Annotated in this window: 26 protein-coding genes; 10 read left to right on the top strand and 16 right to left on the bottom strand. The window is 67.2% G+C overall.

What is annotated here, in order from left to right:
- Nucleotides 1–379 precede the first annotated feature (379 nt).
- Both parC and OMP43_RS19125 read left to right on the top strand, forming a co-directional pair.
- Nucleotides 380–2,620 carry a DNA topoisomerase IV subunit A gene (gene parC, locus OMP43_RS19130; protein WP_280281135.1) on the top strand — a complete coding sequence of 747 codons (2,241 nt, stop codon included), beginning with the start codon at nt 380–382 and terminating at the stop codon, nt 2,618–2,620.
- 159 nt (nt 2,621–2,779) lie between these two features.
- Complete coding sequence (locus OMP43_RS19125; protein ID WP_280281144.1) at nt 2,780–4,396, top strand: bifunctional diguanylate cyclase/phosphodiesterase; 1,617 nt, start codon at nt 2,780–2,782, stop codon at nt 4,394–4,396.
- On the opposite strand, the gene OMP43_RS19120 is transcribed toward OMP43_RS19125, so the two are convergent.
- The 4 genes from OMP43_RS19120 to OMP43_RS19105 form a co-directional block, all read right to left on the bottom strand.
- Entirely contained in the window at nt 4,366–5,574 is a 1,209-nt protein-coding gene (locus tag OMP43_RS19120) for a CCA tRNA nucleotidyltransferase (protein ID WP_280281134.1), read from the bottom strand. The genes OMP43_RS19125 and OMP43_RS19120 overlap by 31 nt on opposite strands.
- The gene (locus tag OMP43_RS19115) at nt 5,562–6,152 is read right to left on the bottom strand and encodes a CoA pyrophosphatase (protein ID WP_280281133.1); all 591 of its coding nucleotides are present in this window, start codon (nt 6,150–6,152) and stop codon (nt 5,562–5,564) included. Before OMP43_RS19115 ends, OMP43_RS19120 begins: the two co-directional genes overlap by 13 nt.
- The gene (locus OMP43_RS19110) at nt 6,149–6,715 is read right to left on the bottom strand and encodes a DUF1285 domain-containing protein (RefSeq protein ID WP_280281132.1); all 567 of its coding nucleotides are present in this window, start codon (nt 6,713–6,715) and stop codon (nt 6,149–6,151) included. The genes OMP43_RS19115 and OMP43_RS19110 overlap by 4 nt, the downstream gene beginning before the upstream one ends.
- Before the next feature lie 196 nt (nt 6,716–6,911).
- Nucleotides 6,912–7,433: an N-acetyltransferase gene (locus tag OMP43_RS19105; protein ID WP_280281131.1), complete on the bottom strand. Its 522-nt coding sequence runs from the start codon at nt 7,431–7,433 to the stop codon at nt 6,912–6,914.
- Nucleotides 7,434–7,625: 192 nt separating this feature from the next.
- Between OMP43_RS19105 and OMP43_RS19100 the strand changes: the two genes are divergently transcribed.
- Complete coding sequence (locus tag OMP43_RS19100) at nt 7,626–7,997, top strand: dihydroneopterin aldolase (RefSeq protein ID WP_280281130.1); 372 nt, start codon at nt 7,626–7,628, stop codon at nt 7,995–7,997.
- 35 nt (nt 7,998–8,032) lie between these two features.
- Here the strand turns inward: OMP43_RS19100 and OMP43_RS19095 are convergent, their stop codons facing one another.
- Complete coding sequence (locus OMP43_RS19095) at nt 8,033–8,734, bottom strand: hypothetical protein (RefSeq protein ID WP_280281129.1); 702 nt, start codon at nt 8,732–8,734, stop codon at nt 8,033–8,035.
- Between the two features lie 366 nt (nt 8,735–9,100).
- On the opposite strand from OMP43_RS19095, the gene OMP43_RS19090 reads away from it, so the two are divergent.
- From OMP43_RS19090 to OMP43_RS19070, 5 genes are all read left to right on the top strand, one after another.
- Nucleotides 9,101–9,778, top strand: a complete 678-nt coding sequence (locus OMP43_RS19090; RefSeq protein WP_280281128.1) for an energy transducer TonB — start codon at nt 9,101–9,103, stop codon at nt 9,776–9,778.
- 86 nt (nt 9,779–9,864) lie between these two features.
- Nucleotides 9,865–10,626, top strand: a complete 762-nt coding sequence (locus OMP43_RS19085; RefSeq protein WP_280281127.1) for a MotA/TolQ/ExbB proton channel family protein — start codon at nt 9,865–9,867, stop codon at nt 10,624–10,626.
- A 97-nt stretch (nt 10,627–10,723) separates the two neighbouring features.
- Nucleotides 10,724–11,203, top strand: a complete 480-nt coding sequence (locus OMP43_RS19080) for a biopolymer transporter ExbD (protein ID WP_280281126.1) — start codon at nt 10,724–10,726, stop codon at nt 11,201–11,203.
- 31 nt (nt 11,204–11,234) lie between these two features.
- Nucleotides 11,235–11,657 carry a biopolymer transporter ExbD gene (locus tag OMP43_RS19075; protein ID WP_280281141.1) on the top strand — a complete coding sequence of 141 codons (423 nt, stop codon included), beginning with the start codon at nt 11,235–11,237 and terminating at the stop codon, nt 11,655–11,657.
- Between the two features lie 188 nt (nt 11,658–11,845).
- Nucleotides 11,846–12,211, top strand: a complete 366-nt coding sequence (locus OMP43_RS19070) for a tetratricopeptide repeat protein (protein ID WP_280281125.1) — start codon at nt 11,846–11,848, stop codon at nt 12,209–12,211.
- Nucleotides 12,212–12,304: 93 nt separating this feature from the next.
- On the opposite strand, the gene dcd is transcribed toward OMP43_RS19070, so the two are convergent.
- The 4 genes from dcd to OMP43_RS19050 form a co-directional block, all read right to left on the bottom strand.
- The gene (dcd, locus tag OMP43_RS19065; RefSeq protein WP_086129970.1) at nt 12,305–12,856 is read right to left on the bottom strand and encodes a dCTP deaminase; all 552 of its coding nucleotides are present in this window, start codon (nt 12,854–12,856) and stop codon (nt 12,305–12,307) included.
- A gap of 824 nt (nt 12,857–13,680) precedes the next feature.
- A complete protein-coding gene (locus OMP43_RS19060; protein WP_280281124.1) occupies nt 13,681–14,121 on the bottom strand; it encodes a cytidine deaminase in 441 nt (146 codons plus the stop codon).
- Nucleotides 14,118–14,810, bottom strand: a complete 693-nt coding sequence (locus OMP43_RS19055; protein ID WP_280281123.1) for a GH25 family lysozyme — start codon at nt 14,808–14,810, stop codon at nt 14,118–14,120. The genes OMP43_RS19060 and OMP43_RS19055 overlap by 4 nt, the downstream gene beginning before the upstream one ends.
- Nucleotides 14,811–14,998: 188 nt before the next feature.
- Entirely contained in the window at nt 14,999–15,481 is a 483-nt protein-coding gene (locus OMP43_RS19050; RefSeq protein ID WP_280281122.1) for a UPF0262 family protein, read from the bottom strand.
- A gap of 81 nt (nt 15,482–15,562) precedes the next feature.
- On the opposite strand from OMP43_RS19050, the gene OMP43_RS19045 reads away from it, so the two are divergent.
- Both OMP43_RS19045 and OMP43_RS19040 read left to right on the top strand, forming a co-directional pair.
- Nucleotides 15,563–17,056, top strand: coding sequence for a replicative DNA helicase (locus tag OMP43_RS19045; RefSeq protein ID WP_086129967.1), 1,494 nt, complete (start codon nt 15,563–15,565; stop codon nt 17,054–17,056).
- A 97-nt stretch (nt 17,057–17,153) separates the two neighbouring features.
- Nucleotides 17,154–19,625, top strand: coding sequence for an ATP-binding protein (locus OMP43_RS19040; protein WP_280281121.1), 2,472 nt, complete (start codon nt 17,154–17,156; stop codon nt 19,623–19,625).
- On the opposite strand, the gene OMP43_RS19035 is transcribed toward OMP43_RS19040, so the two are convergent.
- The 7 genes from OMP43_RS19035 to OMP43_RS19005 form a co-directional block, all read right to left on the bottom strand.
- Nucleotides 19,609–19,833, bottom strand: a complete 225-nt coding sequence (locus OMP43_RS19035) for a hypothetical protein (RefSeq protein ID WP_280281120.1) — start codon at nt 19,831–19,833, stop codon at nt 19,609–19,611. The genes OMP43_RS19040 and OMP43_RS19035 overlap by 17 nt on opposite strands.
- Before the next feature lie 61 nt (nt 19,834–19,894).
- On the bottom strand, nt 19,895–20,671 hold the full coding sequence (locus OMP43_RS19030; RefSeq protein WP_280281119.1) for a phosphoadenylyl-sulfate reductase: 777 nt from the start codon (nt 20,669–20,671) through the stop codon (nt 19,895–19,897).
- The gene (locus tag OMP43_RS19025; RefSeq protein ID WP_280281118.1) at nt 20,664–21,089 is read right to left on the bottom strand and encodes a DUF934 domain-containing protein; all 426 of its coding nucleotides are present in this window, start codon (nt 21,087–21,089) and stop codon (nt 20,664–20,666) included. The genes OMP43_RS19030 and OMP43_RS19025 overlap by 8 nt, the downstream gene beginning before the upstream one ends.
- A 54-nt stretch (nt 21,090–21,143) precedes the next feature.
- Nucleotides 21,144–22,775 carry a nitrite/sulfite reductase gene (locus OMP43_RS19020; protein WP_280281117.1) on the bottom strand — a complete coding sequence of 544 codons (1,632 nt, stop codon included), beginning with the start codon at nt 22,773–22,775 and terminating at the stop codon, nt 21,144–21,146.
- A 190-nt stretch (nt 22,776–22,965) separates the two neighbouring features.
- Entirely contained in the window at nt 22,966–23,262 is a 297-nt protein-coding gene (locus OMP43_RS19015) for a DUF2849 domain-containing protein (RefSeq protein WP_280281116.1), read from the bottom strand.
- Nucleotides 23,259–24,056: a uroporphyrinogen-III C-methyltransferase gene (gene cobA / locus OMP43_RS19010; RefSeq protein ID WP_280281115.1), complete on the bottom strand. Its 798-nt coding sequence runs from the start codon at nt 24,054–24,056 to the stop codon at nt 23,259–23,261. The genes OMP43_RS19015 and cobA overlap by 4 nt, the downstream gene beginning before the upstream one ends.
- 88 nt (nt 24,057–24,144) lie before the next feature.
- On the bottom strand, nt 24,145–24,549 hold the full coding sequence (locus OMP43_RS19005; RefSeq protein ID WP_280281114.1) for a hypothetical protein: 405 nt from the start codon (nt 24,547–24,549) through the stop codon (nt 24,145–24,147).
- Nucleotides 24,550–24,552: the final 3 nt, after the last annotated feature.

Here is a 24,552-nt window from a genome sequence, read left to right as displayed (position 1 = left end):
GGCAGGGGTGACGGGGAAGGAGTGGCGGGGATGGTGCCGGAGAGTATGATTCCCCAACCCGGTTCGAAGGCGCCTTCGGGTCTTGGCCTGGCTCAGGGAATCCACCACTGGCAATGTTGGGAATGTTCTGCTTTGGTTCCTGGATGACCTCTCTTTCCGCAGCCCCCGCGCAATCCCGGCCACTGTCGCGCCTCCCGCACCCGCGCGGGGAGTCAACCGATTCAACATTTCTCGGCGAGCATTTCCGTAAAATCCCGGGGAATTCGTTGCTTAGCCATTCAACCACCTGGTTGAGCATCGAAAAGGCCAGCCATATGGTTGAACCTTGCCGCGCCCCGGCTTGGCGCTTTGCTTCCGCTGCTGCTATCCGGGTGCGGCAATGAGCCTCGATACCGAACTTCAAGATTCCGGCGCGCCTTCCGACGTCCCCTTCGACAGCGCGCTTTCCGAACGCTATCTCGTCTATGCGCTCTCGACGATCACCGCGCGCTCGCTGCCGGATGTTCGGGACGGGCTGAAGCCGGTGCACCGCCGCCTGCTCTGGGCGATGCGGCTGCTGCGGCTGGATCCGGCGAGCGGCTACAAGAAATGCGCGCGCGTCGTCGGCGACGTGATCGGCAAATACCATCCGCATGGCGACCAGTCGGTCTATGACGCGATGGTCCGCCTCGCCCAGACCTTTGCCCTCCGCTATCCGCTGGTCGACGGCCAGGGCAATTTCGGCAATATCGACGGCGATAACGCGGCGGCCTATCGCTATACCGAGGCGCGGCTCACTCAGGTCGCCATCGACCTGATGGACGGGCTCGACGAGAATGCCGTCGATTTCCGCCCGACCTATAATGGCGAGGACGAGGAGCCCGAGCTGTTTCCGGGCCTGTTCCCGAACCTGCTGGCCAATGGCGCCGCCGGCATCGCGGTCGGCATGGCGACGAGCATCCCGCCGCACAATGCCGCCGAGCTGATGCACGCCGCGGTGGCGCTGATCGACAATCCCCAGGCGAATGTGCTCGACTATGTGCAGGGGCCGGACCTGCCGACCGGGGGCATCATCGTCGACAGCCCGGCGGCCATCGCCGAGGCCTATAATACCGGCCGCGGCGGCTTCCGGGTCCGCGCCAAGATCGAGAAGGTGACCGAGAAGGGCGGGGGCTGGCACCTCGTCGTCTCCGAGATTCCGTACGGCGTCCAGAAGGGCAAGCTGATCGAGGGGATCGCCGAGCTCATCAACGAGAAGAAGCTGCCGATCCTGGCGGACGTGCGCGACGAGAGCGCCGACGACATCCGCATCGTGCTCGAGCCGCGCAGCCGCACCGTGGTGGCCGAGGATCTGATCAACAGCCTCTACCGCCTCTCCGACCTGGAGACGCGCGTGCCGCTCAACCTGAACGTGCTCGACAAGCACCGCACGCCGCGGGTGATGAGCCTGCAGGAAGCGCTGCTCGCCTGGATCGAGCATCAGTTCGTGGTGCTGCGCCGCAAGTCCGAGCATCGCGTGGCGAAGATCGCCGACCGGCTGGAGCTGGTCGGCGGCTATATCATCGCCTTTCTCAACCTCGACCGGGTGATCGAGATCATCCGGACCGAGGACGAGCCCAAGCCGGTGATGATCGCCGAGTTCCAGCTCACCGATCGCCAGGCCGAGGCGATCCTCAACATGCGGCTGCGCAGCTTGCGCAAGCTCGAGGAGATGGAGCTCAAGCGCGAGCAGGAGGCGCTGGAGAAGGAAAAGGCCGAGCTGGAGCTGCTGCTATCGTCCGATGCCCGCCAGCGGACCCGGATGAAGCGCGACCTGGCGAAGATGATCGAGCGCTACGGATCGGAGACGGCGCTGGGCAGGCGGCGGACCCTGGTGGAGGAAGCCGCGCCCGCGCGCGAGATTCCGCTCGAGGCGATGATCGAGCGCGAGCCGATCACCGTGATCCTGTCGGCGCGCGGCTGGATCCGCGCGATGAAGGGGCATGTCGAGGACCTGTCGGGCGAGGCGCTGAAGTTCAAGGAAGGCGATGCGGCCTATCTCGCCTTCCATGCGCAGACGACCGACAAGCTGCTCCTCGCCGCCGACAATGGCCGTTTCTACACGCTGGCGGCGGACAAGCTGCCGGGCGGGCGCGGCTTTGGCGAGCCGGTGCGGCTGATGATCGACTTGGAGGGCGAGCGGAACATCGTCGCCCTGCTGCCGGCGAGCGCGGCGGCGCGGCTGCTGGTGGCGGCGGATGACGGGCGCGGCTTCGTGGTCAAGGCCGAGGATGTGATCGCCGAGACGCGCAAGGGCAAGCAGGTGGTGACGCCGCGGACGGGCGCGCATCTCAAGCTGGTCAGGCCGGTCGGCCCCGAGGACGATGCGGTGGCCGCGGTGGGCGACAATCGCAAGCTGCTGGTCTTCCCGCTCGCCGAAGTCGCCGAGCTGGCGCGCGGGCAGGGGGTGCAGCTGCAGCGCTACCGCGACGGCGGCCTGAGCGACGCGCGGACCTTCACGATGGCCGAGGGCCTGAGCTGGGCGATGGGCGGTGAGAGCGGCCGGACGCGCACCGAGCCGGACCTTTCGCCCTGGCGCGCGGCGCGCGGTGCGGCGGGGCGGATGGCGCCCAACGGTTTTCCGCGCGATAATCGTTTCTGATGTCGTTCTAATCGTTGTTGTTTCAGGCGGTTTTAACCAATCGGGGCTAGGCCGGAGGCGATGGTGTTCGCCAGGACGAAGAAAAGCCGTGTCGCGGCTCCGCTGCCCTTGCCGCAGCCGGCGGATCCGCTTGCCTTCGGCCCGGGCGCTTCGGCGATGATGCTCGACATGCTGCCGGTGCCGGCCGCGATCATCGAGCTGCAGGAACATGGCTTCGCCTTCGACGCGGTGAACCGGCCCTTCCGGCTGGCCGGGCTCGGCACCGTCGCCAGCGAATCGCCGCTCATCCGCCTGCTCGGCCCGCGCCTCCGGCGCTTCATCGAGTCGAGCGACATCCAGTGCGAGATCAGCTGGCAGTTCGGCGACGAGGTGGATGCCCGGCATTTCCGGGTGATGCTCGCCAAGCGCGCCGACCGTCGTTCCTTTCCGCGCTGCATGGTCACCCTGGTCGACCACACGTCGGAGCTGCGCACCGAATACAGCCTGCGCCGCGAGATGGCGACCGACAGCCTAACCGGCCTGCCCAACCGCGCCGGGTTCTCGGACGCGCTCGAACATGCGATCACTTCGGAGAATGCGCGCGATTTCGCGGTGCTGGTGGTCAATCTCGACCGGTTCAGCCGGGTCAATGCCTGTATGGGCGGCCTGGCGGGCGACGAGCTGCTGATCACCGTGGCGCGGCGGATGAAGGGCGCGCTGCGCAGCCGCGACACGCTGGCCCGGATGGGCGGCGACGAGTTCGGCGTGCTGCTCACGCTCGACGAGGGGCCCGGCGATGCGCTGCACGTGGCCAAGCGCATCCAGGCGGCGCTGGCCAACCCGTTCCGCCTCTCGGACTTCGAGATCCGGGTCGACTGCTCGATCGGCATCGCGCTGGGCGCCGACAATGACGGCGATCCCGAGGACCTGGTGCGCAACGCCCAGTTCGCGGTGAAGCGGGCGAAGAAGAGCGGACGTACCGAGATCTATCAGACCCACACTTTCGACATCGCCCGCGAGCAGTTCGGCATCGAGACGGAGCTGCGCCGGGCGATCGAGAATGGGCAGATGACGCTCTGCTACCAGCCGATCTGCGATCTCGCGACCGGCAAGATCACCTCGTTCGAGGCGCTGGCCCGCTGGACCACCGAGGACGGCGTGCGCCTTTCGCCCAATGATTTCATCCCGGTCGCCGAGGAATCGGGCCTGATCATCCCGCTGGGCCGCTGGGCCATGGAGGAAGCGGCCCAGACCATCGCCGCCTGGGATCGCGCCTCGGACGGCAATTGCGACATCAAGGTCGCGGTCAACCTGTCGGCGATCCAGCTGCAGCGCGATCATATCCCCGCCATGGTCAGGGGCGCGCTCGAGCGGCACGGCGTGGACGGCAAGCGCCTGACCCTCGAGCTCACCGAGAGCGCGATCGTCACCGATCCGGACCGCATCGCCCAGACGATGAACGCGCTCAAGGACATGGGCGCCACGCTGGCGATGGACGATTTCGGCACCGGCTACTCCAATCTCGCCTATCTCCAGAAGCTGCCGATCGACCTGCTCAAGATCGACCGCAGCTTCGTCTCCGGCATGCTGGCCGACCGCGACAAGATCGCCATCGTCCGCGCCATCCTCAGCCTCGCCCAGGCATTGGGCATGCAGACCACGGCCGAGGGCATCGAGACCAACGAGCTCGCCCAGACCCTCGCGGCGCTGGGCTGTACCTATGGCCAGGGCTTTCTCTATTCGCGCGCGCTGGAGCGCGACGAAGCCTATGCGCTGCTCGCCGAGCGCAACGCCTGAGCCACGGCTGCATCGGCCAGCTCGGCCACGCGTGCCGCATCGGGGAACCGTTCCGCGATCCATTGCTCCTCGACGAGCCGCAGCGTCCGCGCGACTTCCGGGCCCTTGCTCAGCCCGCGCTCGACCAGCGCCCCGCCCGACAGCGGCAGGACCGGAACTTCCCAATGCCCCAGGTGCCGGACCGCCAGGTCCCTGTCGAACGGCTCCCAGTCGCTCAGCAGGATGCGATCGATCGCCGCTCGTGTTCCAATCCGATAGGCGAGCGCATAGGGCGAGCCCCGGAACGGCACGAGCGCGGATAGCAGCGCCTTGCGCTCGGCATTGGAGAGCTTGAGCCTGGCGCCGATCGCTTCCCCTGCCTTGGCATCGTGCGGAATCAGCGCGGCGAGGCGGCGGATCGGGTCGAGAGGTAGCTCGCTGGCCGCCTCCGCCGCTGCCAGGCGGGCGAGCCGTTCGGCGCCCTCCGGCCCGATCTCGGGCAGAACCGGCGCGAAGATGCCGCGCGCGATCATCAACTCCACGACGCGCACGGCATCGCGGGCGACCAGCAGCTTGAGCAGCTCGTCGCGAATCCGCTCGCGGCTGAGCGCCATCAGGTCCCGGGATCGGGCCGTGCAGGCCTCCAGCCCCGCCGGATCCGCGACATCGCCGAACCGGGCGAGGAAACGGAAGAAGCGCAGGATGCGCAGATGATCCTCGGCGATGCGCTGGAGCGGATCGCCGATGAAGCGGACATGGCGTGCCTCCAGATCCGCCAGGCCGCCGAAATAGTCGAAGATCGCGCCGGTCGCCGGATCGGCATAGAGCGCGTTGATCGTGAAGTCGCGGCGCGCGGCATCCTCGCGCCAGTCGTCGGTGAAGGCGACGGTGGCGCGGCGCCCGTCGGTCGAGACGTCGCGGCGCAGCGTGGTGACTTCCACCGGGCCGCCCTCCAGCACCGCGGTGATCGTGCCGTGCCCGATGCCGGTGGGCACGGCGCGGATGCCGGCGCCCTTGAGCAGCTCGACCACGCGCTGGGGCGGAAGCGGCGTGGCGACGTCCAGATCCGAAACGGGGATGCCGAGCAGGGTATCGCGCACCGATCCGCCGACGAACCGCACCGCGCCGAGCGTCTCGATCAGATGCGCCAGTCCGGCGCGATGGCGCCATTCGGCATCGGGAAGGATCACACCGCCCATTGCAGCCGCCTCGACAGATTGACCAGCATCGCGGCCGTCGCGCCCCAGATCCGGCGATCCTGCCACAGAATCTCGTAATAGCGCCGCTCGCGGCCCTGATATTCGGCCACCCGCTCGTGCTGGTTGGCGGCATCGAGCAGAAAGGCGAGCGGCACCTCGAAGACGCTGGCGACCTCGGCCTCGGACGGAGTGAGCCGCAGGTCGGGCGGGACCACGCCTATCACCGGGGTGACGACATAGTTGGTGACGGTGCGATAGCTGTCGGTGATGCCGACCACCTCGACGGTATCGGGCGGCAGCGCGATCTCCTCCTGCGCCTCGCGCAGCGCCGCGCCGACCGGGCCCGCGTCGCCCGGATCGATGCGGCCGCCCGGAAAGGCGACCTGGCCGGCATGACGGCGCAGCGTCTCGGTGCGCTGGGTGAGGATCACGCCGGGAACCTGGCGATCGGTGACCGCGATCAGCACCGCGGCCGGATTGCCCTGCACCGCCGGATCGAAATCAAAATGATCGCCCGGCAGCAGCAGCGGCGAGTGATCGGCCGCGAGGGCGGCCCGCAGACGGTCGGCCAGGCTCATGCGCCGGGCTCCAGCGCGAAGAAGCCGCCATTGCTCCATACGCCCGGCGGCGCGCTGCCATTGGCGAGCGCGATCTCGGCCAGTTCGTAATAGACATTGCGCGCGACCAGCGCCTCGAGACCGCCGCGGACATGGAGATAGGGGCGGGGCCCATCCTCGCGTTCCTCGAAGCGCAGGCCGTGATCGGGGCCGGCGGCGACGAGGTCGCCGGTGTTCAGGCGAAAGGCGAGCTTCATGCCCGCGCCTTCGCCTTCGCGCTTCATCTCCACCGCGACGAAGGGCGCATCCTCCACGTCGATGTCGAGCTTCTCCACGGGCGTGACGAGGACGAAGCGCCCATCCGCCTCGCGGCGCAGGATCATCGAGAACAGCCGCACCATCGGCATGCGGCCGATCGGCGAGCCCTGATGGAACCAGGTGCCGTCGCGGGCGATGCGCATGTCGCTATGCCCGCAATGCGCGGGGTTCCAGCTCTCGACCGGCGGCAGCCGATCCTCCTGGGCGAGGCGCGCGATCTCGGCGAGCGAGAGGCTGGCAAAGTCGGGTGGAGGCGGGGAGGGCATCGATTCGCTTCAGCCGGCAGCGCGGACGGCGCCGCGGAAGTTTACGGAACATGCGCTACGGGGACCCTGATTTCCGCGTGCCGGATGACCAGGGACGCGAAGGGCGCGGCGGCGGCGTGGCGAAAGGTCTGCCATGCCGGGGACCCAAGCAGACAAAGCCCTATTTTGGAAGCCCCCGGAAGACGGGCCTCAACACTCAGGCTGCGCGTCGAAGACGGGCTCCGACCAGGCCCGGGCCGGCCGGCACGCCGGCGCCGCGCGCGAGCAGGCGGCGGGCCTCGAACGGGCCGGGCAGGCGCCAGTCGCCGGTCCTTTCCGCGGTGAAATCGAAGAAGCGGCCATAATATTCGGGGTCACCGATCAGCATCAGCGCATCCGCGCCGGGAAGCGGCGAGGCCTGTGCGGCGTCGAGCATCCGCTCCATCAGCATGCGGCCGATGCCGCCCTGCTGGCGATCGGGCTGGACCGCGACGGGCCCCACCATCACCATCGGCACGCTGCCGCCACCGTCGCACTCCAGCGCGACTGGCCAGCACTGGATCGTGCCGATCAGGCCGCCATCGTCCGCCACCGCGGCGAAGCTGAGCTCCGGAATCTCGGAAGTGCCGAGGCGGACCCGGTACGCAGTGCGTGCGCGTCGGCCCGGACCAAAAGCGCGGTCGAGCAGAGTCTCGACGGCCTGAGGATCCACGGTCTCGAGCGGCAGCAATGCGATCACTTCATATATTCCTTTCATAGCGCCCCGAGACTTGGACTCGGGGCCGCGCGAAATAGCGCCGATCGGCGCTTTCGCAATACTGAATATATCGCGCCCGACGTTGCGCCGCGCGCAAGCGGGGAGGCCGGGGTTTCGCGGGCGCGCGCATCTGCTATTGGGCGCGGCCTGTCCTCCCTGAAAGGCCCAGGCCACTTGTCCGATTCCCTGCAGCTCCAGGTGCATGACCTGGAAGTCGAAGTCCTCACCGGCGTCTATTCCGAGGAGACGCACCTGCCGCAGCCGCTGCGCATCTCGGTGACGGTGGACATCGACATGCCCGAGCGCTTCGAACCGGACACGCCGCTCAAGGCCTCGAAGAACTATATGGACGTGAAGCACGCGGCGACCGACGCGCTGCCCAAGGACGTGCATTTCACGCTGGTCGAGGCCGTGGCCGAGCATATCTGCGACACGCTGTTCGTGGGCGATGCCCGGGTGCGGCGCGTCGAGGTGCGCATCGTCAAGCTCGCCATCGCCGAGCAGGGCGAATCGATCGGCATCACGCTGGTGCGCGCGCGCCGCTGAGCGTCATCCCGGCTTTCGCCGGGACGAGTCTCCAACTAGGTGCACGGCCCCAGCGAACGCAGGACGAACTGATAGTCCTCGCGCGCCTTCGCGGCGTTCTGGGCGTCGTCCGACTCGACGCTGTCGGCCGGCAGGCTGCGCGGCAGGCCGCAGGCGAGGCGATACCAGAGGAAGGTATTCGCATTCGGTGCGCCCGCCGATTCGTCGACAATGTCCCCCAATGAAACACTCCAGCGCGTCGCTTCGCCCGGACGGCGGAGAATCTGGAGCGATACCGGCGCGCCGCTCGCGGTCTGCAGGAAGACCTGGGTCTCGCCCTCGCCGGGGAGCGAGCCGGGCACGTGGAAGGCGTTGCCGACCCCGGTGATCGCGGGCGGCGCATCGGCCGCGAGCGCGTCCCTGGTGATGGCGCGAACCTGCGCGTCCAGCTCGGGCAACCAGTTCATCTGGCTCTGCAATCCGGTGAGCTGCACCATGCCGGGCCGGCCCGGGACGGGGCGGGCGAAGAGGAGCACGCGCTGCTTGGCGAGCTTGGGCGGCTTGCCCCTGGCATTGAGCGGTACGTCGGCGGTGTAGGTAATGCGCGAGGCCATGGCCTGGGTGCCCCGAATCAGGGCGGAAACATCGGCCTCGACCAGGAAACGGGCCGTATCGGCGGCTAGGCCGGGCGATTCTTCGGGCTTCAGCCGGTCCGCCTTGCGGATGCGGGCGTCGATGATCAGCGGGGCCGTGGTCACCTGCTTCGCCAAGGTGGCGTAGCTGGGTAAAACGGCTGCGGTTTGTGCCTGCGTTTGCTGGGGCTTAGCGGCTGCACCTAAGGGTGCACCGAGCGCAATCGCGCAAGAAAACATGGCTGGAAAGGTGCGGTTCATATCGTTCGGATTACCGGATTGTGCCACGGCTATACAGAAATAATTCCGCCGCCGGGCGACCGTACGCCCTGATTGTCCGACAAAGGGTTTGCGTCCACCCGGTGCGCGCGATAGAGACTCGCCCGCTGCCGATCATGACGCATATAGCGCACGGCGGGCAGGCTTGTGCACGGGTCGCAGAATCCCGCCGCACGGGGTTGCATGTCAGGATTAGAGGAGTGACGTTGCCGGATGTCTTACGCTGACCGTAATACAAGTGGCAGTCGCGTCATCGCGATCATACTGGTCGCGATCATCGTGGCTGGCATGGGGTACGCCTTCGTCACGGGCCTTGCATATCAATATATCAAGAAGCAGGCGGAGAAGCTGAACACGTTCGACGTGGAAGAGCCGCCGCCCCCGCCCGAGGAAGTGCCGCCGCCGCCGCCGCCGCCGGATACGCCGGTGCCGCCGCCGCCCACCCAGATCGTCGTGCCGCCGGCCGCGGTTCCAGTGCCTACCCAGGCGCCGCCGATTCCGACCACGTCGGTGATTCCGCCGCCGCCGCCGATCACGCCGCCGGCGCCGCCCGCGCCGCCGGCTCCGGCTCCGGCCCCGCCGCCGCCGCCGCGGATCGCCAAGAAGCTCACGCCGCGCGGCTCGCCGCAGGGCTGGGTGACGGATGACGACTATCCTGCCGCGGCGCTGCGCGCCGAGCAGGCCGGTACCGTCCGCTTCCGCCTCGACGTCGACGCGACGGGCAAGGTGACCAACTGCACCGTGACGGGTTCGAGCGGCGTGTCCGTTCTCGACAGCACGGCTTGCTCGCTGCTCAAGCGCCGCGCCCGGTTCAATCCGGCCGAGGACGAGAGCGGGAACAAGATCCCGGCACCGTATAACGGCAGCTTCACCTGGAAGATCCCGAGCTAGCCCGTGTGTTTCACCGGCGCGCTCCCCGCGGGGCGCGCCGGGCGATTGGATAAAAAGCGCTATTTAGTTAGAGGAAAGAACCGACAATGCTCACGACCATTCTCGCCGCCGCGGCGCCCAAGGAAAATCCGTACGGCCTGATTCCGGCGCTCCGTGAGGGCGGCCTGATCTCGCAGACGGTGTTCGGCATCCTGGTGCTGATGCTGTTCTTCTCGCTCTACATCCTGTTCACCAAGCTGTTCGAGCAGCAGAAGATCCTCAACCAGGCCAAGCGCGTCCGCGCCGGCTTCTGGAATGCGAACAGCCTGCGCGAAGGCGCGGCGAAGCTCGAGAAGAACTCGGCCTATCGCCAGCTGGTCGACGACGGCCTGGCCGCTCAGGAGCAGCACTCGAAGCTGACCGATCCGGTCGAGGCGCATGACTGGCTGCACGGCTCGCTCGCCCGCTCGGAGGACCTGATCAACTCGCAGCTGAAGAGCGGCCTGTCGTTCCTCGCCACCGTCGGTTCGACCGCGCCGTTCATCGGCCTGTTCGGTACCGTTATCGGCATCATCCGCGCGCTCGTGAAGATCGGCGCCGCTGGCCAGGCGTCGATCGACGCGGTAGCCGGTCCGGTCGGTGAAGCGCTGATCATGACCGCCGTCGGTCTTGCCGTCGCCGTTCCGGCCGTGCTCGCCTTCAACTGGCTGCAGGCCCGCAACAAGAAGATCTCGGAGAGCCTGAACGCTTTCTCGAACGATCTGCTCGGCTATCTCGCTTCGGACGGCCGCGTGCGTCCGGCCGCCGGCAAGGCTGCTCCCGCCAAGGCCGCTCCGGCCGCGACGACCAGCACCGCGCCGCGCGCCTAAGCGATCTGGAATATGCGGGGCCGCGCATTCCCCGGGGATGCGCGGTCCGGCTCCGGCTTCGGCCGGAGCTTGAATTAGAAGGATAGGATAGCGCGCAATGGCGATGAGCGTAGGCGGGGGCGGTGAAGACGCTCCCATGTCGGACATCAATACCACGCCGCTCGTCGACGTGATGCTGGTGCTCCTCATCATCTTCCTGATCACGGTTCCGGTCGTGATCCAGACGGTGAAGCTGGAGCTCCCCAAGGTTCAGTTCGAGCCGACGACCACCAAGCCCGAGAACGTCTCGCTCTCGGTCACGGCCAATGGCGGCAGGTGCGAAGTGTTCTGGGGCATGACCCCGGTGACGAGCAGAGAGCTGGTCGAGAAGGCGACGGAGAAGCTGAGGAAGGAAATCGACAAGCAGGGTGGCATCAACGCCGCCGGCCTCGAGCTTCCCGAAGTGCACATCCGCGGCGACGTGAACACGCCTTACCGCTGCATCGGCGGCACGATCTTCGCCATGCAGATGGCTGGGTTCGTCAAGGTCGGCTTCATCTCCGAACCGCCCGCCGGCTCGGCCACGGTCCGTCTCTGACGGCCTGCTCAAAGGAGTTTAGACTATGGGTATGAGCGTGGGCGGCGGCGGTGACGACGGCCCGATGATGGAAATCAACACGACGCCGCTGATCGACGTCATGTTGGTGCTCCTGATCATGATCATCATGACGATCCCGATTCAGACGCATGCTGTGAAGGTCGACCTTCCGCAGTCGAACAGCAGGCCGCAGAACATCGTCGAGCCGGAAAAGAACAAGGTCTATATCGATGCGCAGGGCCAGGTTTACTGGAACAGCGCGCCGATCGACGACGTGACGCTGCGCCAGTATCTGGATCAGACGCTGCAGATGTCGCCGGAGCCGGAGCTGCACTTCCAGCCCGACCCGCAGACGCGCTACGAAGTCGTCGACCGTGTTCTCGCGATCATCAAGCGCGCGAACGTGAACAAGCTCGGCTTCGTCGGCAACGAGCAGTATCGTAACGATTTCTGATCCGCCGCCTCCCCAGCGAGGCCGGATTTGAGACAAGGGAAGGCGGTCCTTCGGGGCCGCCTTTCTTTTTGTCCCGGAGCCAGGCCGCGGGCGACAAGTGGCTTGTATGCGTGACGCGGAAGTGTAACACTATTGTCTTCAAAGAGTCACGAAACTGTCTTCGTGACGTAACAGAAGGAGTAGGAGTTATGCGCATCGCGCTCATTGTCCTTGCCGTCGCCCCGTTCGCGCTCGCCGCGTTTCCGGCGCAGGCCCAGCGTGACAACGGGGATCCCGTCGCAAGTGCCGCGATCTTCGACGGCAATTTCTCGAAGGCCGAAGCGCAGCTCAACAGCCGGCTTCGCCTCGATCCCGACCAGCCCGAACTGCTGCTCAATCTCGCGGCGGTCTATGCGCAGACCGGACGGACGTCCCAGGCGCGGGCGCTCTATCTGCGGGTGCTCCAGCAGCGCGATTTCGAGATGGACCTTTCGGCCGACCGCGTGTCGACCTCGCACGCGATCGCCAACAAGGGGCTTCAGCACATCCGTGCGCTCCAGCTGAGCGCGCGCTGAACCCGTTTTCCGCCGCCCGGCTGCGTGAGGCGCGGCCGGCGGCGAACCAGCGGCGCCGCCCATCGCGGCGCCGATTTCATGTCCGGATCGGCCTCAGAGCCGCGGCAGGGTGACGCCGCGCTGGCCCATATATTTGCCCGCGCGATCGGCGTAGCTGGTCTCGCAGGGCTGGTCGCCCTTGAGGAACAGGAACTGGCACGCGCCCTCGTTCGCATAGATCTTGGCGGGGAGCGGCGTGGTGTTCGAGAATTCGAGCGTGACATGCCCCTCCCATTCGGGCTCCAGCGGCGTCACGTTCACGATGATCCCGCAGCGGGCATAGGTCGATTTGCCGAGGCAGATGACCAGCGTGTCGCGCGGGATGCGGAAATATTCCACGGTGCGGGCCAGGGCGAAGCTGTTGGGCGGGATGATGCAGACGTCGGTCTTGCGATCGACGAAGCTGTTCGCCGCGAAATCCTTGGGATCGACCACCGCCGAATCGACATTGGTGAAGATCTTGAACTCGTCGGCGACGCGCGCGTCATAGCCATAGGAGCTGAGGCCGTAGCTGATGCAGCCTTCGCGGCGCTGGGCCTCGACAAAGGGCTCGATCATCCCGGTGGAGAGGGCCTGTTCGCGAATCCAGCGGTCTGAAAGGATCATGGCGCCGGTTTTGCCGGAAGCGGGCGGCAGGGCAAGTCCCCGTCGCGCCCGGGGTGCGCCCGTGCATGCCGCGAGCGGAAGGATGCGATCGATCCACAGGGACAGGGCATTGCAGAGGCGGCGCCGCGCGACGGGCAGGAGCGGAAGCTTGCTTCCGCGTGGACTGCGCGGGAAGACGGGCCGGCCGGGGTTGGGGGTTGACCTTCAGCCCTGCGAGAAGGGAGACCCATCGCATGTGCTCTCCGAAATATGCCGGTGAAGCCCGGGGCCGGTCCAGCGGATCGATCGCCGTTTTCGCGGGGGATGACGAAATGAGAGCCCCGCCGCCACGCGGATCAACGCTTCATATGAGTTCGAGACCTGGGGTGAGAGCGCAAACGAGCCGTTGAACCTGCTTGGCTTATCCGTGCGGAGCCGGCGATCCAGGGTAGCACGGGGCAATCGAAGCAATCGCGTGCAGGGTTACCGGAGGTGCAAAACCAGCCTCGCGACCATTGCTCCTGGCCCTGGATCCCCGCCTGCGCGGGGATGACGGTTGAAGGAAGATGACAGCTGAAGGGATAGGAGTTCCCAACCTGGGGTCACGCCTCACTCAGCAAACCGCACCATCCCCGCGCAGGCGGGGATCCATTCCGGCTGTGGGAGCGGATGGTGCCGGAAGGCAGCGTCAGCGGACGGGGTTCCGGGGCCGGGAGCGGCGCAGGTGCGGGAAGGCTCTGTTTTCTCTGCGGAGAGCGTCCGCGCGGCGGGCCGATACGCCGCGACTGGCTGGATCCCTGCCCATGCGGGGATGATGGATCCACGGATCGGAAGCCAGGCCTGCCTCAGGCCAGCCCCAGGTCCTTCGGCCCGAACGCCGCCGGAAGCAGCTGCGAGAGCGTATAGCGCGCGATCTCGTCTCCCGTCGTACCGCCGCAGAACACCGGCAGGTCGCGTCCGCCGACCTGGGCGGCTTCGTTGATGATCTGGCGGCAGCGGCCGCACGGGCTGACCGGCGCGGTGTCGGCATGGCCCATCCGGCCGCCGATCACACCGATCGCGACGACGTCCGCCAGGCGCCCCTCGCTGCTCGTCTTGGCCAGCGCCACCGTCTCGGCGCAGAGCGACAGGCCGTAGCTCGCATTCTCGAAATTGGCGCCGGTCACCACGGTCCCGTCCGAGAGCAGCACCGCGGCGCCGACCGCGAAATTCGAATAGGGGGCATAGGCGTGTCTCGAAGCCTCGCGTGCGGCCTCGATCAGTGCCTGGGGGTTTACTTCGCTCATTTCGCCATCACGTCCCAATTGACCGGAGCGCCGACGCCTTCGATGCGGCGGTGGCGCGTTGCCTGCCATATCGACCATGGCCGCGCGAAATACGAGGGGGGGAAGAAGGCCTGGCGCGCCCAGAGCAGGCGCGGAAAGGCGTCGCTGAGGCGATATTCGCTCTCGACGCGGCTCGATACCATCAGGATCGCCGGCTTGCCGATATGGGTTTCGACATCGTGCAGGAAACGGCCGAGCTCGCCGAGCACCACCTGGCGCTCGGGCCGGGCGGGGCAATCGGGCTGGAAGTCGATCTCCACCGCGGGCGGCAGCTGATCGTCCGAGCGCGGCACCGTCGTCATGAAATTGCCCGACTGGTCGGCGGCGAGCTGGCATAGCGAATAGACGTGGAGCGCGCCGCGGCGGATGCCGGCCTCGAAGGTCCAGCGCCAATTCTCGGGGAAGCGCAGGTCGCGCGCATCGGCGCCGGTGGTGGCACGGATATAGGCGAAGTCGATCCCGGCCTTCTTGGCGGTCCACCATTCGATCGGCCCGGTTTCTTCGGAGACGTCGATTCCCTGCACGGGGAAATCGCTCGGGGCGGGGCGCCAGCGCGAGGCGAACAGCCAGGCGCTCCAGCCGAGCAGGCCCAGGAGGATCAGCCCCGGCACGACGAAACGCAGCCGGCGCGCGAGAACGCGTATGTGCACTTAGGGCCTGCAACCGGTGTTGGAGAGGGACGCGCCATGGGCGACCGCGAAGCGGCGGCTCTGCCCTTGCCGCCTGGATGTCGTCGCATCGTCAGCCACGATGCATGGCGCATCGCTCCCTACTGGCTCCTCGCCAGACGACAAATGCCGACCCGTCTCGACTCCCTCTAGCACCCGCTGCAGGCCCCTTAACCCTTGATGTGGAGCACGCAGATCAGCGTGAACAGGCGGCGGGCAGTGTCGAAATCCACGTCGATCTTGCCTTCCAGCCGTTCCTTGAGCAGCGACGCCGCGTCGTTGTGGATGCCGCGCCGCGCCATGTCGACGGTCTCGATCTGGGCGGGAGTGGCGTTGCGAATCGCGGCATAATAGCTGTCGCAGATGGCGAAGTAATCGCGGATCGGGCGGCGGAAGGCGGCGAGGCCGAGGATCAACGCCTCTTGCAGGGACCCGTCCTCGCGCTTGATTTCCAGCGCCAGGCGCCCTTCCTGCACCGCCAGGTGGAGCTTGTAGGGGCCAGCATAGCCGTCCGCCTGCGGGCGCTGCGGGGCGAAGCTGTTCTCCTCGAGCAGGTCGAAGATCGCGATCCGGCGCTCCTGCTCGATATCCGCCGAGCGCCAAAGGATAGTGCGTTCGTCGAGCGTCACGTCTATGATGCGCGGATCGGCCATGACCGGCTCCTATCCGGTCATGCCCGTTATCCACAAGCACGCAACGTTGATGCCGCCGAATGGGCGCGTCACAGGAGAGTCATGGCCCAGCCTATCCCCCTTCCGATTCCCGATTCTCCCGAGGGCCTGAGCCTGCCCGCGAACGTGGAGGCGGAAGCGGCGCTGCTCGGCGCGATGATGATCGACAACCGAGTCGCGGAGGATGTCCTCCAGAAGCTGCGGCCCGAGCATTTCTTCGAGCCGCTGCATGGGCGGATCTACGACGCGATCGCCACGCTGGTGGGCGACAACCGGCTGGCGACGCCGGTGACGCTCAAGCCGCTGTTCACGGCCGACGCGGCGATGAAGGAGCTGGGCGGCCCGGCCTATCTGGCGCAGCTGACCGGCAATCCGGCCAGCCTGATCGGCGCGCGGGCGTTCGCGGACCAGGTCTATGATCTAGCCATGCTGCGCGCGCTGGTGGGCGTGGGCCGCGCGCTCGTCGACAATGCGCTCGATACCAGCCAGGAGATCAATCCGGCCAAGCAGATCGAGCAGGCGGAGCTCAAGCTCTACGAAGTGGCGGAGAAGGGCGGCGAGGATACCGGCGCCAAGAGCTTCACTCGTGCGGCGACAGTGGCGGTGCGCCATACCGAGCGGGCGATGAATTCCGGCGGCAGCGTTTCGGGCATCACCTCGGGCCTGACCGACTTCAACGCGATGACCGGCGGCCTCAACCGATCGGACCTGCTGATCCTCGCCGGGCGCCCGGGCATGGGCAAGACCTCGCTTGCCACCAACATGGCGTTCAATGCGGCCAAGCGCTATCTCGACGACATGGAGGCCGGCATCCCCGAGGAGAAGTCGATCGGCGCGCCGGTGGCCTTTTTCAGCCTCGAAATGTCGGCCGACCAGCTGGCGCTGCGCATCCTGTCCGAACAGTCCGAGGTTTCGTCGGAGAAGCTGCGCACGGGCAATATCTCGGGGCCCGAGTTCATGAAGTTCGCGCGGGCGGCGGGCGATCTGGAGCGGCTGCCGCTCTATATCGACGATACGCCCGGCCTCACCATCGCCGCGCTGCGCACTCGCGCGCGGCGGCTGAAGCGCCAGCACAAGATCGGCTTCGTGGTGGTCGACTATCTCCAGCTGCTCACCGGCTCGGCCAAGGCTTCGGGCGACGGGCGCGTGCAGGAAATCTCGGAGATCAGCCGCGGCCTGAAGACGCTGGCCAAGGAGCTGCACGTGCCGGTGCTGGCGCTTTCCCAGCTCAGCCGCGCGGTGGAAAGCCGCGAGGACAAGCGGCCGCAGCTTTCGGACCTGCGCGAATCGGGCTCGATCGAGCAGGACGCCGATATCGTGCTGTTCGTGTACCGCGACGAATATTATCACGACTTCAAGGCGCCCAAGGCCCCGGACGGCAATTCGACGCCCGACGAGATCGCCAAATACCAGGCCTGGCACGACCATCAGCTCCAGGTGGCGAACAAGGCGAGCGTGATCATCGCCAAGCAGCGTCACGGCGCCACCGGCACCGTCGACCTGCGTTTCGACCGCCAGTTCACCAAGTTCAGCGACCTGGCGCCGGGCGGCTATTGACGCTTTCGTTCGCGCGACGAAACAAAATCGGGCAAGATGCGTCTTAGCAACGCGCGGCCGACGGGGCGCGCGGGGATAAGGGCGGCGATCCGGCCTGATGACGGACGAGCGAGAAGATCGCGAGCAGCTGCGGCTGCAAGCGCTGGAGGTATATGAGATCCTCGACACGCCGCGCGAGCCGGCGTTCGACGAGGTCGTGCGGCTTGCGGCCGACATCTGCGAGACGCCGATCGCGCTGGTGAGCTTCGTGGGCAGCGACCGCCTGTTCTTCAAGGCGGCGCATGGCGTGGACCTGCTCGGCATGGATCGCGACATGTCGTTCTGCGAGAGCGCATTGCTCCAGGACGAGCTGATGCTCGTTCCGGACGCCTCGCAGGATCCGCGCTTCGCCGAGACGCCGCTGGTGGCCGGGGATTCGCACATCCGCTTCTATGCGGGCGCCCAGCTGCGCACTGCCGAGGGGCTGCCGATCGGGACCCTGTGCGTGCTGGACGCCAAGCCCCGGACGCTCACCGAGCTCCAGCGCCGCACGCTCGAAGTGCTCGGGCACCAGGTGATGCACCAGCTGAACCTTCGGCGCGAGCTCAAGCTGCGCGACGAGACGGACCTGCGCTATCGCACCCTGTTCGACACGATGGGCGAGGGCTTTTGCATCATCGAGTTCCTCGACGGGCCGCATGGGCCGATGAGCGACTATGTCCATGTCGAGGCCAATGCGGCCTATGCGTTGCACGCCGGCATCCCGGACGTGGTGGGGCAGCGGCTGCGCGAGATGGTGTCGGACGAAGCGGACGATTGGGTCGCGCGCTATGGCGATGTGCTGCGCACCGGCAATCCGATCCGCTTCGAGCGCGAGCTGGAGGCGACCGGGCGCTATCTGTCGCTGTCGGCCTTCCGGATCGAACCGCCCAGCCGCAGGCAGGTGGCGGTGCTGTTCCAGGACGTGACCGGGCGGCGCCGGGCGGAAAACGACCTGCTTGCGCTCAACCGCACGCTGGAAGCGCGCGTGGCCGAGGCGCTGGCCGAGCGCGCGGTGCTCGCCGATATCGTCAATGGCAGCGAGGCCTTTGTCCAGGTAGTCGACATGGAAGGCCGCTGGATCGCCGTGAACCACGCGGCGACGGTCGAGTTCGAGCGGATCTTCGGGGTGCAGCCCCAGATCGGCGCGCGGCAGGTCGATCTGCTCGACGGCCATGTGCACCAGGACAAGGTGCGCGGCGTATGGGAGCGGGCGCTCGCCGAGGACGGCTATTCGAACATCATCGAATATGAAGCGCCCGATGGCGCGCTCCATTTCTACGAGCAGCGCTTCAGCTCGCTGCGCGACGCCGACGGACGCAAGATCGGCGCCTTCTCCTTCGTCTATGACGTGAGCGAGCGGCTGAAGGAGCAGGAGCGGCTGCGCCAGGCCGAGGAAGCGTTGCGCCAGGCGCAGAAGATGGAAGCGGTTGGGCAGCTCACCGGCGGGATCGCGCACGACTTCAACAACCTGCTCGCCGGCATATCGGGGGCATTCGAGATGATCGGGACGCGGCTGTCGCAGGGACGCGGCCGCGAGGTGGAGAAATATCTCGCGGCGGGCCAGGGCGCGACTCGGCGCGCTGCGGCGTTGACGCACCGATTGCTCGCCTTCTCGCGGCGGCAGACGCTTTCCCCCAAGGCGGTGGTGATCAACCGGCTGCTCGCCGACCTGGTCGAGCTGGTGCGGCGCACGGTGGGGCCGGCGATCGAAGTGGAGACCATCGCGGCGGGTGGGCTCTGGCCCACCCTGGTCGATGCCAACCAGCTGGAAAACGCGATCCTGAACCTCTGCATCAACGCGCGCGACGCGATGCCCGGCGGCGGCAGGATCACCATCGAGACGGGCAACAAATGGCTCGATCACCGCACCGCGCGTGAGCGGGGGCTGGAGCCGGGCCAATATGTCACCATCTGCGTGAGCGACACCGGCACCGGCATCGCGAAGGAGATACTCGACCGGGTGTTCGATCCCTTCTTCACCACCAAGCCCCTGGGCGAGGGGACCGGCCTGGGGCTGTCGATGGTCTATGGCTTCGCGCGCCAGAGCCATGGGCAGGTCCGCATCTATTCCGAACTGGGCCAGGGGACGATGGTGTGCGTCTACCTGCCGCGGCACCTGGGCGACGAGGATGCGCCGGGGCCGGCGGCGGGCAATGTCGTGGCGCCGGCCAGCCATGAGGGCGAGATCGTGCTGGTGGTCGATGACGAGCCGACGGTGCGGATGCTGATCGTGGATGCGCTGGGCGAGCTCGGCTATTCCTGCCTGGAGGCGGCGGACGGGCCGGCGGGCCTGAGGCTGCTGGAGAGCGCCGAACGGATCGACCTGCTGATCACCGATGTCGGCTTGCCGGGCGGGCTCAACGGGCGCCAGGTGGCGGATGCGGCGCGGGCGGCGCGACCCGAGCTCAAGGTGCTGTTCGTCACCGGCTATGCCGAGAATGCGGTGCTCAACCACGGCCATATCGAGCATGGCATGGAAGTGCTGACCAAGCCCTTCGCGGTCGACGACCTCACCGCCCGCGTCGAGCGGATCATGCGCGAGCGCTAGGCGCGTAGCTCTCCAGATAGCCACAGCCGTCACAGCGCCAGGTTCTGATCTGATGTCGCTCCGTGCCGCCCCGGCTGATATCGGCCAGGAGCCCAACCGGCGCGCCCTCGACCCAGGTGCTGGCCACGGCGCCCATGCGAGTCTGGTCCGCGACATAGCCTTCGCGGAAGCCGCCGCCGCATTTCGGGCAGTCGCTGGGATCGATCATCGGATTCCTTCCTGTCGCGGTCATTCGGCTTAGCGCGAGGAAAGGCGGGCGCAACCCTGTTTCAGAAGCTCGGCTGGTTGGGATCGCCATCCTCGATCGGCGTATGGATGCCGCATTCGGTCTTGTCCCAGCCGCGCCAGCGGCCCGAGCGCGGATCCTCGCCCGGCTTGACCACGCTGGTGCACGGCGCGCAGCCGATCGAGAGATAGCCCTGGGCTTCCAGCGGGTGGCGGGGCAGGCTGTGCGCCCCGAAATACGCTTCGATGTCCTGCTTGGTCCAGGTGGCGAGCGGGTTGAACTTCAGCCGGTCGCCGTCAAGCTCGAAGCGGGGCAGGGCGTTGCGGGTCGATGCCTGGAACGCCTTGCGGCCGGTGATGCTGGTGTCGAAGCCGGCAAGCGCCTTTTCGAGCGGGATCACCTTGCGGATCTCGCAGCAGCCATCGGGGTCATAGGACCAGCGCAGGCCGGTGGCGTCGCGCTTCTCGATCACCTCGGCATCGGGCGCGACGATCCGGAGATTCTTGAGGCCGATGCGCTCGGCGAGCTGGTCTCGATATGCCAGCGTCTCGGGAAAATGCTTGCCGGTGTCGAGGAAGATCACCGGGGTGTTCGGATCGGCCTGGGCGACGAGATGCAGCAGCGCCGCGCTCTCGGCACCGAACGAGGAGACGAGCGCGACGTCGCCGAGCATGTGATTGCCCAGCGCCTCGCGCAGCATCTCCGGCGTGTCGGTGCCGCGGAACAGGTTGTTCAGGCGGATCGCGTCCGCCGCCGTCCAGCGCGGGGCGACGTCGATGCGATCGACCTCCCGATCCAGCTTGCGCGCGGCCTCAGCCATGCCGGCGTTTCCATACCGGCACGGCGGGATCGGCCGCCGCCTGATAATGATATTCGTAGCGCGCGAGCGACGCGGCCAGCACGGCCTCGTCGACCGGCGCTTCGGGCGCGAAGCTGTCGAAGCCGCAGCGGCGCATCAGGGGGATCTGGTCGACCAGCACATCGCCCTGGGCGCGCAGCTCGCCCGCATAGCCCGCCTCGCGCAGGATGCGGCCGGTGGAATAGCCGCGCCCATCGCGGAACTTGGGGAAGCTCACCTCGACCAGGGCGAGCCGATCGAGATGGGGCAGGAGCAGGCGCGCATCCTCGCCGCTCTCGATGCGGACGGCGGTGGCGTTGGACTGGCCGAGGAAGCTGTCGAGCGTGACCGCCGGCTCCTCATGCGCCTCGTCGTCGCGGTAGCGGAGGACGTCGCTCATATGTTCCCTCCCGCAAGCGGAAGGGGAGCACGGAAGGCAAGCGCCGGAGTTGGCTTATCCATAGATCGCCTCCTTGAACGGGGCCATGCCGACGCGGCGATAGGTGTCGAGGAAGCGTTCGCCCTTGTCGCGCTCGCGCAGATAGACGTCGGTGGCCCTTTCGATCGCGTCGACGATGCCGTCCTCGCTGAAGCCGGGGCCGGTGATCGTGCCGAGCGACACGTCCTCCGCGCCCGAGCCGCCGAGCAGCAGCTGGTAGTTCTCCACGCCCTTACGATCGACGCCGAGGATGCCGATATGGCCGGCGTGATGATGGCCGCAGGCGTTGATGCAGCCGCTGATCTTGAGCTTCAGCTCGCCCAGCTCGCGCTGACGGCCGATGTCCGCGAAGCGCGTGGCGATCTTCTGCGCGAGCGGGATCGAGCGGGCATTGGCGAGCGAGCAGTAATCGAGGCCCGGGCACGCGATGATGTCGCTGATCAGGTCGAGATTGGCCTCGGCCAGCCCGGCGTCGCGCAATTTCTGCCAGATGGTGTGGAGATCGGCCTTGCGGACATGCGGCAGCACGATGTTCTGGGCGTGGGTGACGCGCAGCTCGTCGAAGCTGTGCTGCCTGGCGAGGTCGGCCATCAGGTCGATCTGGTCGGCGCTGGCATCGCCGGGGATGCCGCCGATCGGCTTGAGGCTGATCGTCACCACTGCATGGCCGGGCTGCTTGTGCGCCGAGACGTTCTGATCGAGCCAGACCGCGAAATCGGGGTCGCTGCGATCGAGTTCCTCCGCTGCGTCCGCATCGAAGGCCGGCGGCGCGAAATGGGCGGCGATGCGGTCGAACTCGGCCTGGGGCGGATCGATGCCCAGCGCCTTCACGGCCCTGAACTCCTCCTCCACCTCGGCGGCATATTGCTCCGCGCCGAGTTCGTGGATCAGGATCTTGATCCGCGCCTTGTACATGTTGTCGCGCCGGCCATGGCGATTATAGACGCGCAGGCACGCCTCGAGATAGCTGACGAAATCGTCGAAGGGCACGAAGTCCTTGATCAGCGGCGCGATCATCGGGGTGCGGCCCATGCCGCCACCGACATAGATGGCGGCGCCGAGCCGGCCGTCCCGCTCGACGATCCGGATGCCGATATCATGCAGGCGCATCGCCGCGCGGTCCTGCTCGGCGGCGATCACGCAGATCTTGAACTTGCGTGGCAAGTAGCTGAACTCGGGGTGGAAAGTGCTCCACTGGCGCAGCAGCTCCGCCCAGGGGCGCGGATCGGTCAGCTCGTCGGCGGCGGCGCCGGCGAACTGGTCCGACGAGATGTTGCGGATGCAGTTGCCGCTGGTCTGGATCGCGTGCATCTCGACCGTGGCGAGATCGGCGAGGATATCCGGCGCATCCTCGAGCTTGATCCAGTTATACTGCAGGTTCTGGCGCGTGGTGAAATGGCCATAGCCACGGTCGTACTTGCGGGCGATGTGCGCCAGCATGTGCATCTGCCGGCTGTCGAGCGTGCCATAGGGCACCGCGACGCGCAGCATATAGGCGTGGAGCTGGAGATAGAGGCCGTTCATCAGCCGCAGCGGCTTGAACTGGTCTTCCGTGATCTGGCCGGCGAGGCGGCGCTGCACCTGGTCGCGGAATTCCTCGACGCGGGATGCGACGATGGAATGGTCATATTCGTCGTATTTGTACATCAGCGGGTCGCTTCGATTTTGTTCGTGTGGGCGCGCGTGGACACGAGAGTAGAGAGGAATTGGTTCGCGCAGAGGCGCAGAGCGCGCGGAGGTGCCTCGCTTGGCTGCGCCAGCAGCCTCTCAACCCCTGACAAAGGCGAGAAGCGCGCTGACGCGCCCGCCTTTCTCTCTGCGCCTTCGCGTGCGAACGTCATATCACCCAGCTCCCCGCATTCGGGTCCGCCGGCTTCAGCGTCAGGTCCGGGCGGACGGTGGGGCCGAGCGCCCGGATGCGGTCCTTGATGTGTGCGGGGCGCGGGCCCTCGGGCGTGGCGGCGGCGTCGATCACATAAGGGCCGTTGACCCGGCGCGCGCCTTCCTCGGCATGGGCGATCGCCTCGCCCTGGTCGCCGACATCGGCGGCATCCTCGACATGGCGCGACCAGCCCGAGCCGGTCCACCAGGTGACGTCGCCGGTGGCGAGATCGTTGCCGGTCAGGATCTTCACGCGCCCAGTCCTTCCAGATTCTCCGCCGTCTTCGCCCAGGCGGCGAGCTTGTCCTGCGCGTCGGCGAGCATCACCACTTCGCCGACCACGATGATCGCCGGGCTCCGCACCTGCTCGCGCGCCACCATCGGGCCGAGATCGGCGAGGATGGTGCGCAGCGCGCGGCTGCCTGCCAGCGTGCCGCGCTCGAGCACGGCGACGGGCATGTCGGGCGCGACGCCGTCGTTCATCAGCTTCTCGGAAATGTCCGGGCAGGTGGCGACGCCCATGTAGATCACCAGCGTGCGGCCCTTGCCGGCAAGGCCGGACCAGTCCTGCTCGGACAGGCCCTTGCACTGGCCCGCGACGAAGCTGACCGCGCTCGACCAGTCGCGATGGGTGAGGGGCAGGTGGACCTCGGCGGCGGCGCCCAGCGCGGCGGAGATGCCGGGGATCACTTCCACCGGCAGGCCGGCGGCGCGCACCGCCTCCACTTCCTCGCCGCCGCGGCCGAAGATGAACGGGTCGCCGCCCTTGAGGCGGACGACGATCGCGCCGGTCTTCACATGCGCGACGATGAGGGCGTTGATCGCGTCCTGCGGCAGCGTGTGCTTCGAGCGCGACTTGGCGACCGAGATGCGGTGCGCCTGGGGGGCGAGATCGAGCACCCGGGGATCGACCAGCCCGTCATGGACGAGCACATCGGCCTGCTTCAGCGCTTCGACGGCGCGCACGGTGAGCAGGCCCGGATCGCCCGGGCCCGCGCCGACGAGAATCACGCGCCCGCGCGCGGTGGGATCGAGGAGCGTTGCCATTGGCGGCAAATGGGCCCCGGCGGCGCAAGGGGCAACGGACGGTTGCTTGGGGTGGGGCTAGGGAAACTATCGGGTGCCGCCCGCCGGCTCAGGCACGAGGTGCCGCGACCCAATCGTCGAAGAAGCGCCGCTGCATGTCGACGCTGGCGGGAATGACGTCCGGCCCCTGGTCGAAGATGAAGACCAGATCTTCCTTTCGGGCATGTTTGCCTTCGGTGATCCGATAGGCCTTCAGGCCGCGGCCCATGTCGCGCGCCATGGAAGAGGGATAGACGTTGAGGCTGGCGCCGTAGCAGAAGGGAATCAGGCCTTCGGTTTCGAGCACGCGCTGGATGCCGCAGAACGCCTCGAAACAATCGGTCGCTTCGGTTTCGGTTTCGCGGTCCCGCCAGCGGAAGGTGAGGCGGCAGGTGCGGCCTCGATCTTCGTGCAGAACGAGGGTGCCCTGCTCGTCATCCTCGCCGCCGATCAGGAAGAGGCCAAAGGTTTCCATAGC

This window comes from Sphingomonas sp. CBMAI 2297, from assembly GCF_029870595.1.
Taxonomy (GTDB): Bacteria; Pseudomonadota; Alphaproteobacteria; order Sphingomonadales; family Sphingomonadaceae; genus Sphingomonas.
The sequence above is the reverse complement of the archived record's forward strand: the minus strand, read 5'-3'. Positions and strand labels throughout refer to the sequence as shown.

Bases quoted from the DNA above. Each gene is read 5' to 3' on its own strand.
- OMP43_RS19060 (WP_280281124.1), bottom strand. From the start codon at position 14,121: ATGAGCGAAGTAAACCCCCAGGCACTGATCGAGGCCGCACGCGAGGCT.
- OMP43_RS19075 (WP_280281141.1), top strand. From the start codon at position 11,235: ATGAGCGTGGGCGGCGGCGGTGACGACGGCCCGATGATGGAAATCAAC.
- OMP43_RS19020 (WP_280281117.1), bottom strand. From the start codon at position 22,775: ATGTACAAATACGACGAATATGACCATTCCATCGTCGCATCCCGCGTC.
- OMP43_RS19030 (WP_280281119.1), bottom strand. From the start codon at position 20,671: ATGGCTGAGGCCGCGCGCAAGCTGGATCGGGAGGTCGATCGCATCGAC.
- OMP43_RS19090 (WP_280281128.1), top strand. From the start codon at position 9,101: ATGTCTTACGCTGACCGTAATACAAGTGGCAGTCGCGTCATCGCGATC.
- OMP43_RS19050 (WP_280281122.1), bottom strand. From the start codon at position 15,481: ATGGCCGATCCGCGCATCATAGACGTGACGCTCGACGAACGCACTATC.
- OMP43_RS19125 (WP_280281144.1), top strand. From the start codon at position 2,780: ATGCTCGACATGCTGCCGGTGCCGGCCGCGATCATCGAGCTGCAGGAA.
- OMP43_RS19120 (WP_280281134.1), bottom strand. From the start codon at position 5,574: ATGGGCGGTGTGATCCTTCCCGATGCCGAATGGCGCCATCGCGCCGGA.
- OMP43_RS19035 (WP_280281120.1), bottom strand. From the start codon at position 19,833: ATGATCGATCCCAGCGACTGCCCGAAATGCGGCGGCGGCTTCCGCGAA.
- OMP43_RS19080 (WP_280281126.1), top strand. From the start codon at position 10,724: ATGGCGATGAGCGTAGGCGGGGGCGGTGAAGACGCTCCCATGTCGGAC.
- OMP43_RS19005 (WP_280281114.1), bottom strand. From the start codon at position 24,549: ATGGAAACCTTTGGCCTCTTCCTGATCGGCGGCGAGGATGACGAGCAG.
- OMP43_RS19045 (WP_086129967.1), top strand. From the start codon at position 15,563: ATGGCCCAGCCTATCCCCCTTCCGATTCCCGATTCTCCCGAGGGCCTG.
- cobA (WP_280281115.1), bottom strand. From the start codon at position 24,056: ATGGCAACGCTCCTCGATCCCACCGCGCGCGGGCGCGTGATTCTCGTC.
- OMP43_RS19085 (WP_280281127.1), top strand. From the start codon at position 9,865: ATGCTCACGACCATTCTCGCCGCCGCGGCGCCCAAGGAAAATCCGTAC.
- OMP43_RS19025 (WP_280281118.1), bottom strand. From the start codon at position 21,089: ATGAGCGACGTCCTCCGCTACCGCGACGACGAGGCGCATGAGGAGCCG.
- parC (WP_280281135.1), top strand. From the start codon at position 380: ATGAGCCTCGATACCGAACTTCAAGATTCCGGCGCGCCTTCCGACGTC.
- OMP43_RS19040 (WP_280281121.1), top strand. From the start codon at position 17,154: ATGACGGACGAGCGAGAAGATCGCGAGCAGCTGCGGCTGCAAGCGCTG.
- OMP43_RS19110 (WP_280281132.1), bottom strand. From the start codon at position 6,715: ATGCCCTCCCCGCCTCCACCCGACTTTGCCAGCCTCTCGCTCGCCGAG.
- OMP43_RS19115 (WP_280281133.1), bottom strand. From the start codon at position 6,152: ATGAGCCTGGCCGACCGTCTGCGGGCCGCCCTCGCGGCCGATCACTCG.
- OMP43_RS19070 (WP_280281125.1), top strand. From the start codon at position 11,846: ATGCGCATCGCGCTCATTGTCCTTGCCGTCGCCCCGTTCGCGCTCGCC.
- dcd (WP_086129970.1), bottom strand. From the start codon at position 12,856: ATGATCCTTTCAGACCGCTGGATTCGCGAACAGGCCCTCTCCACCGGG.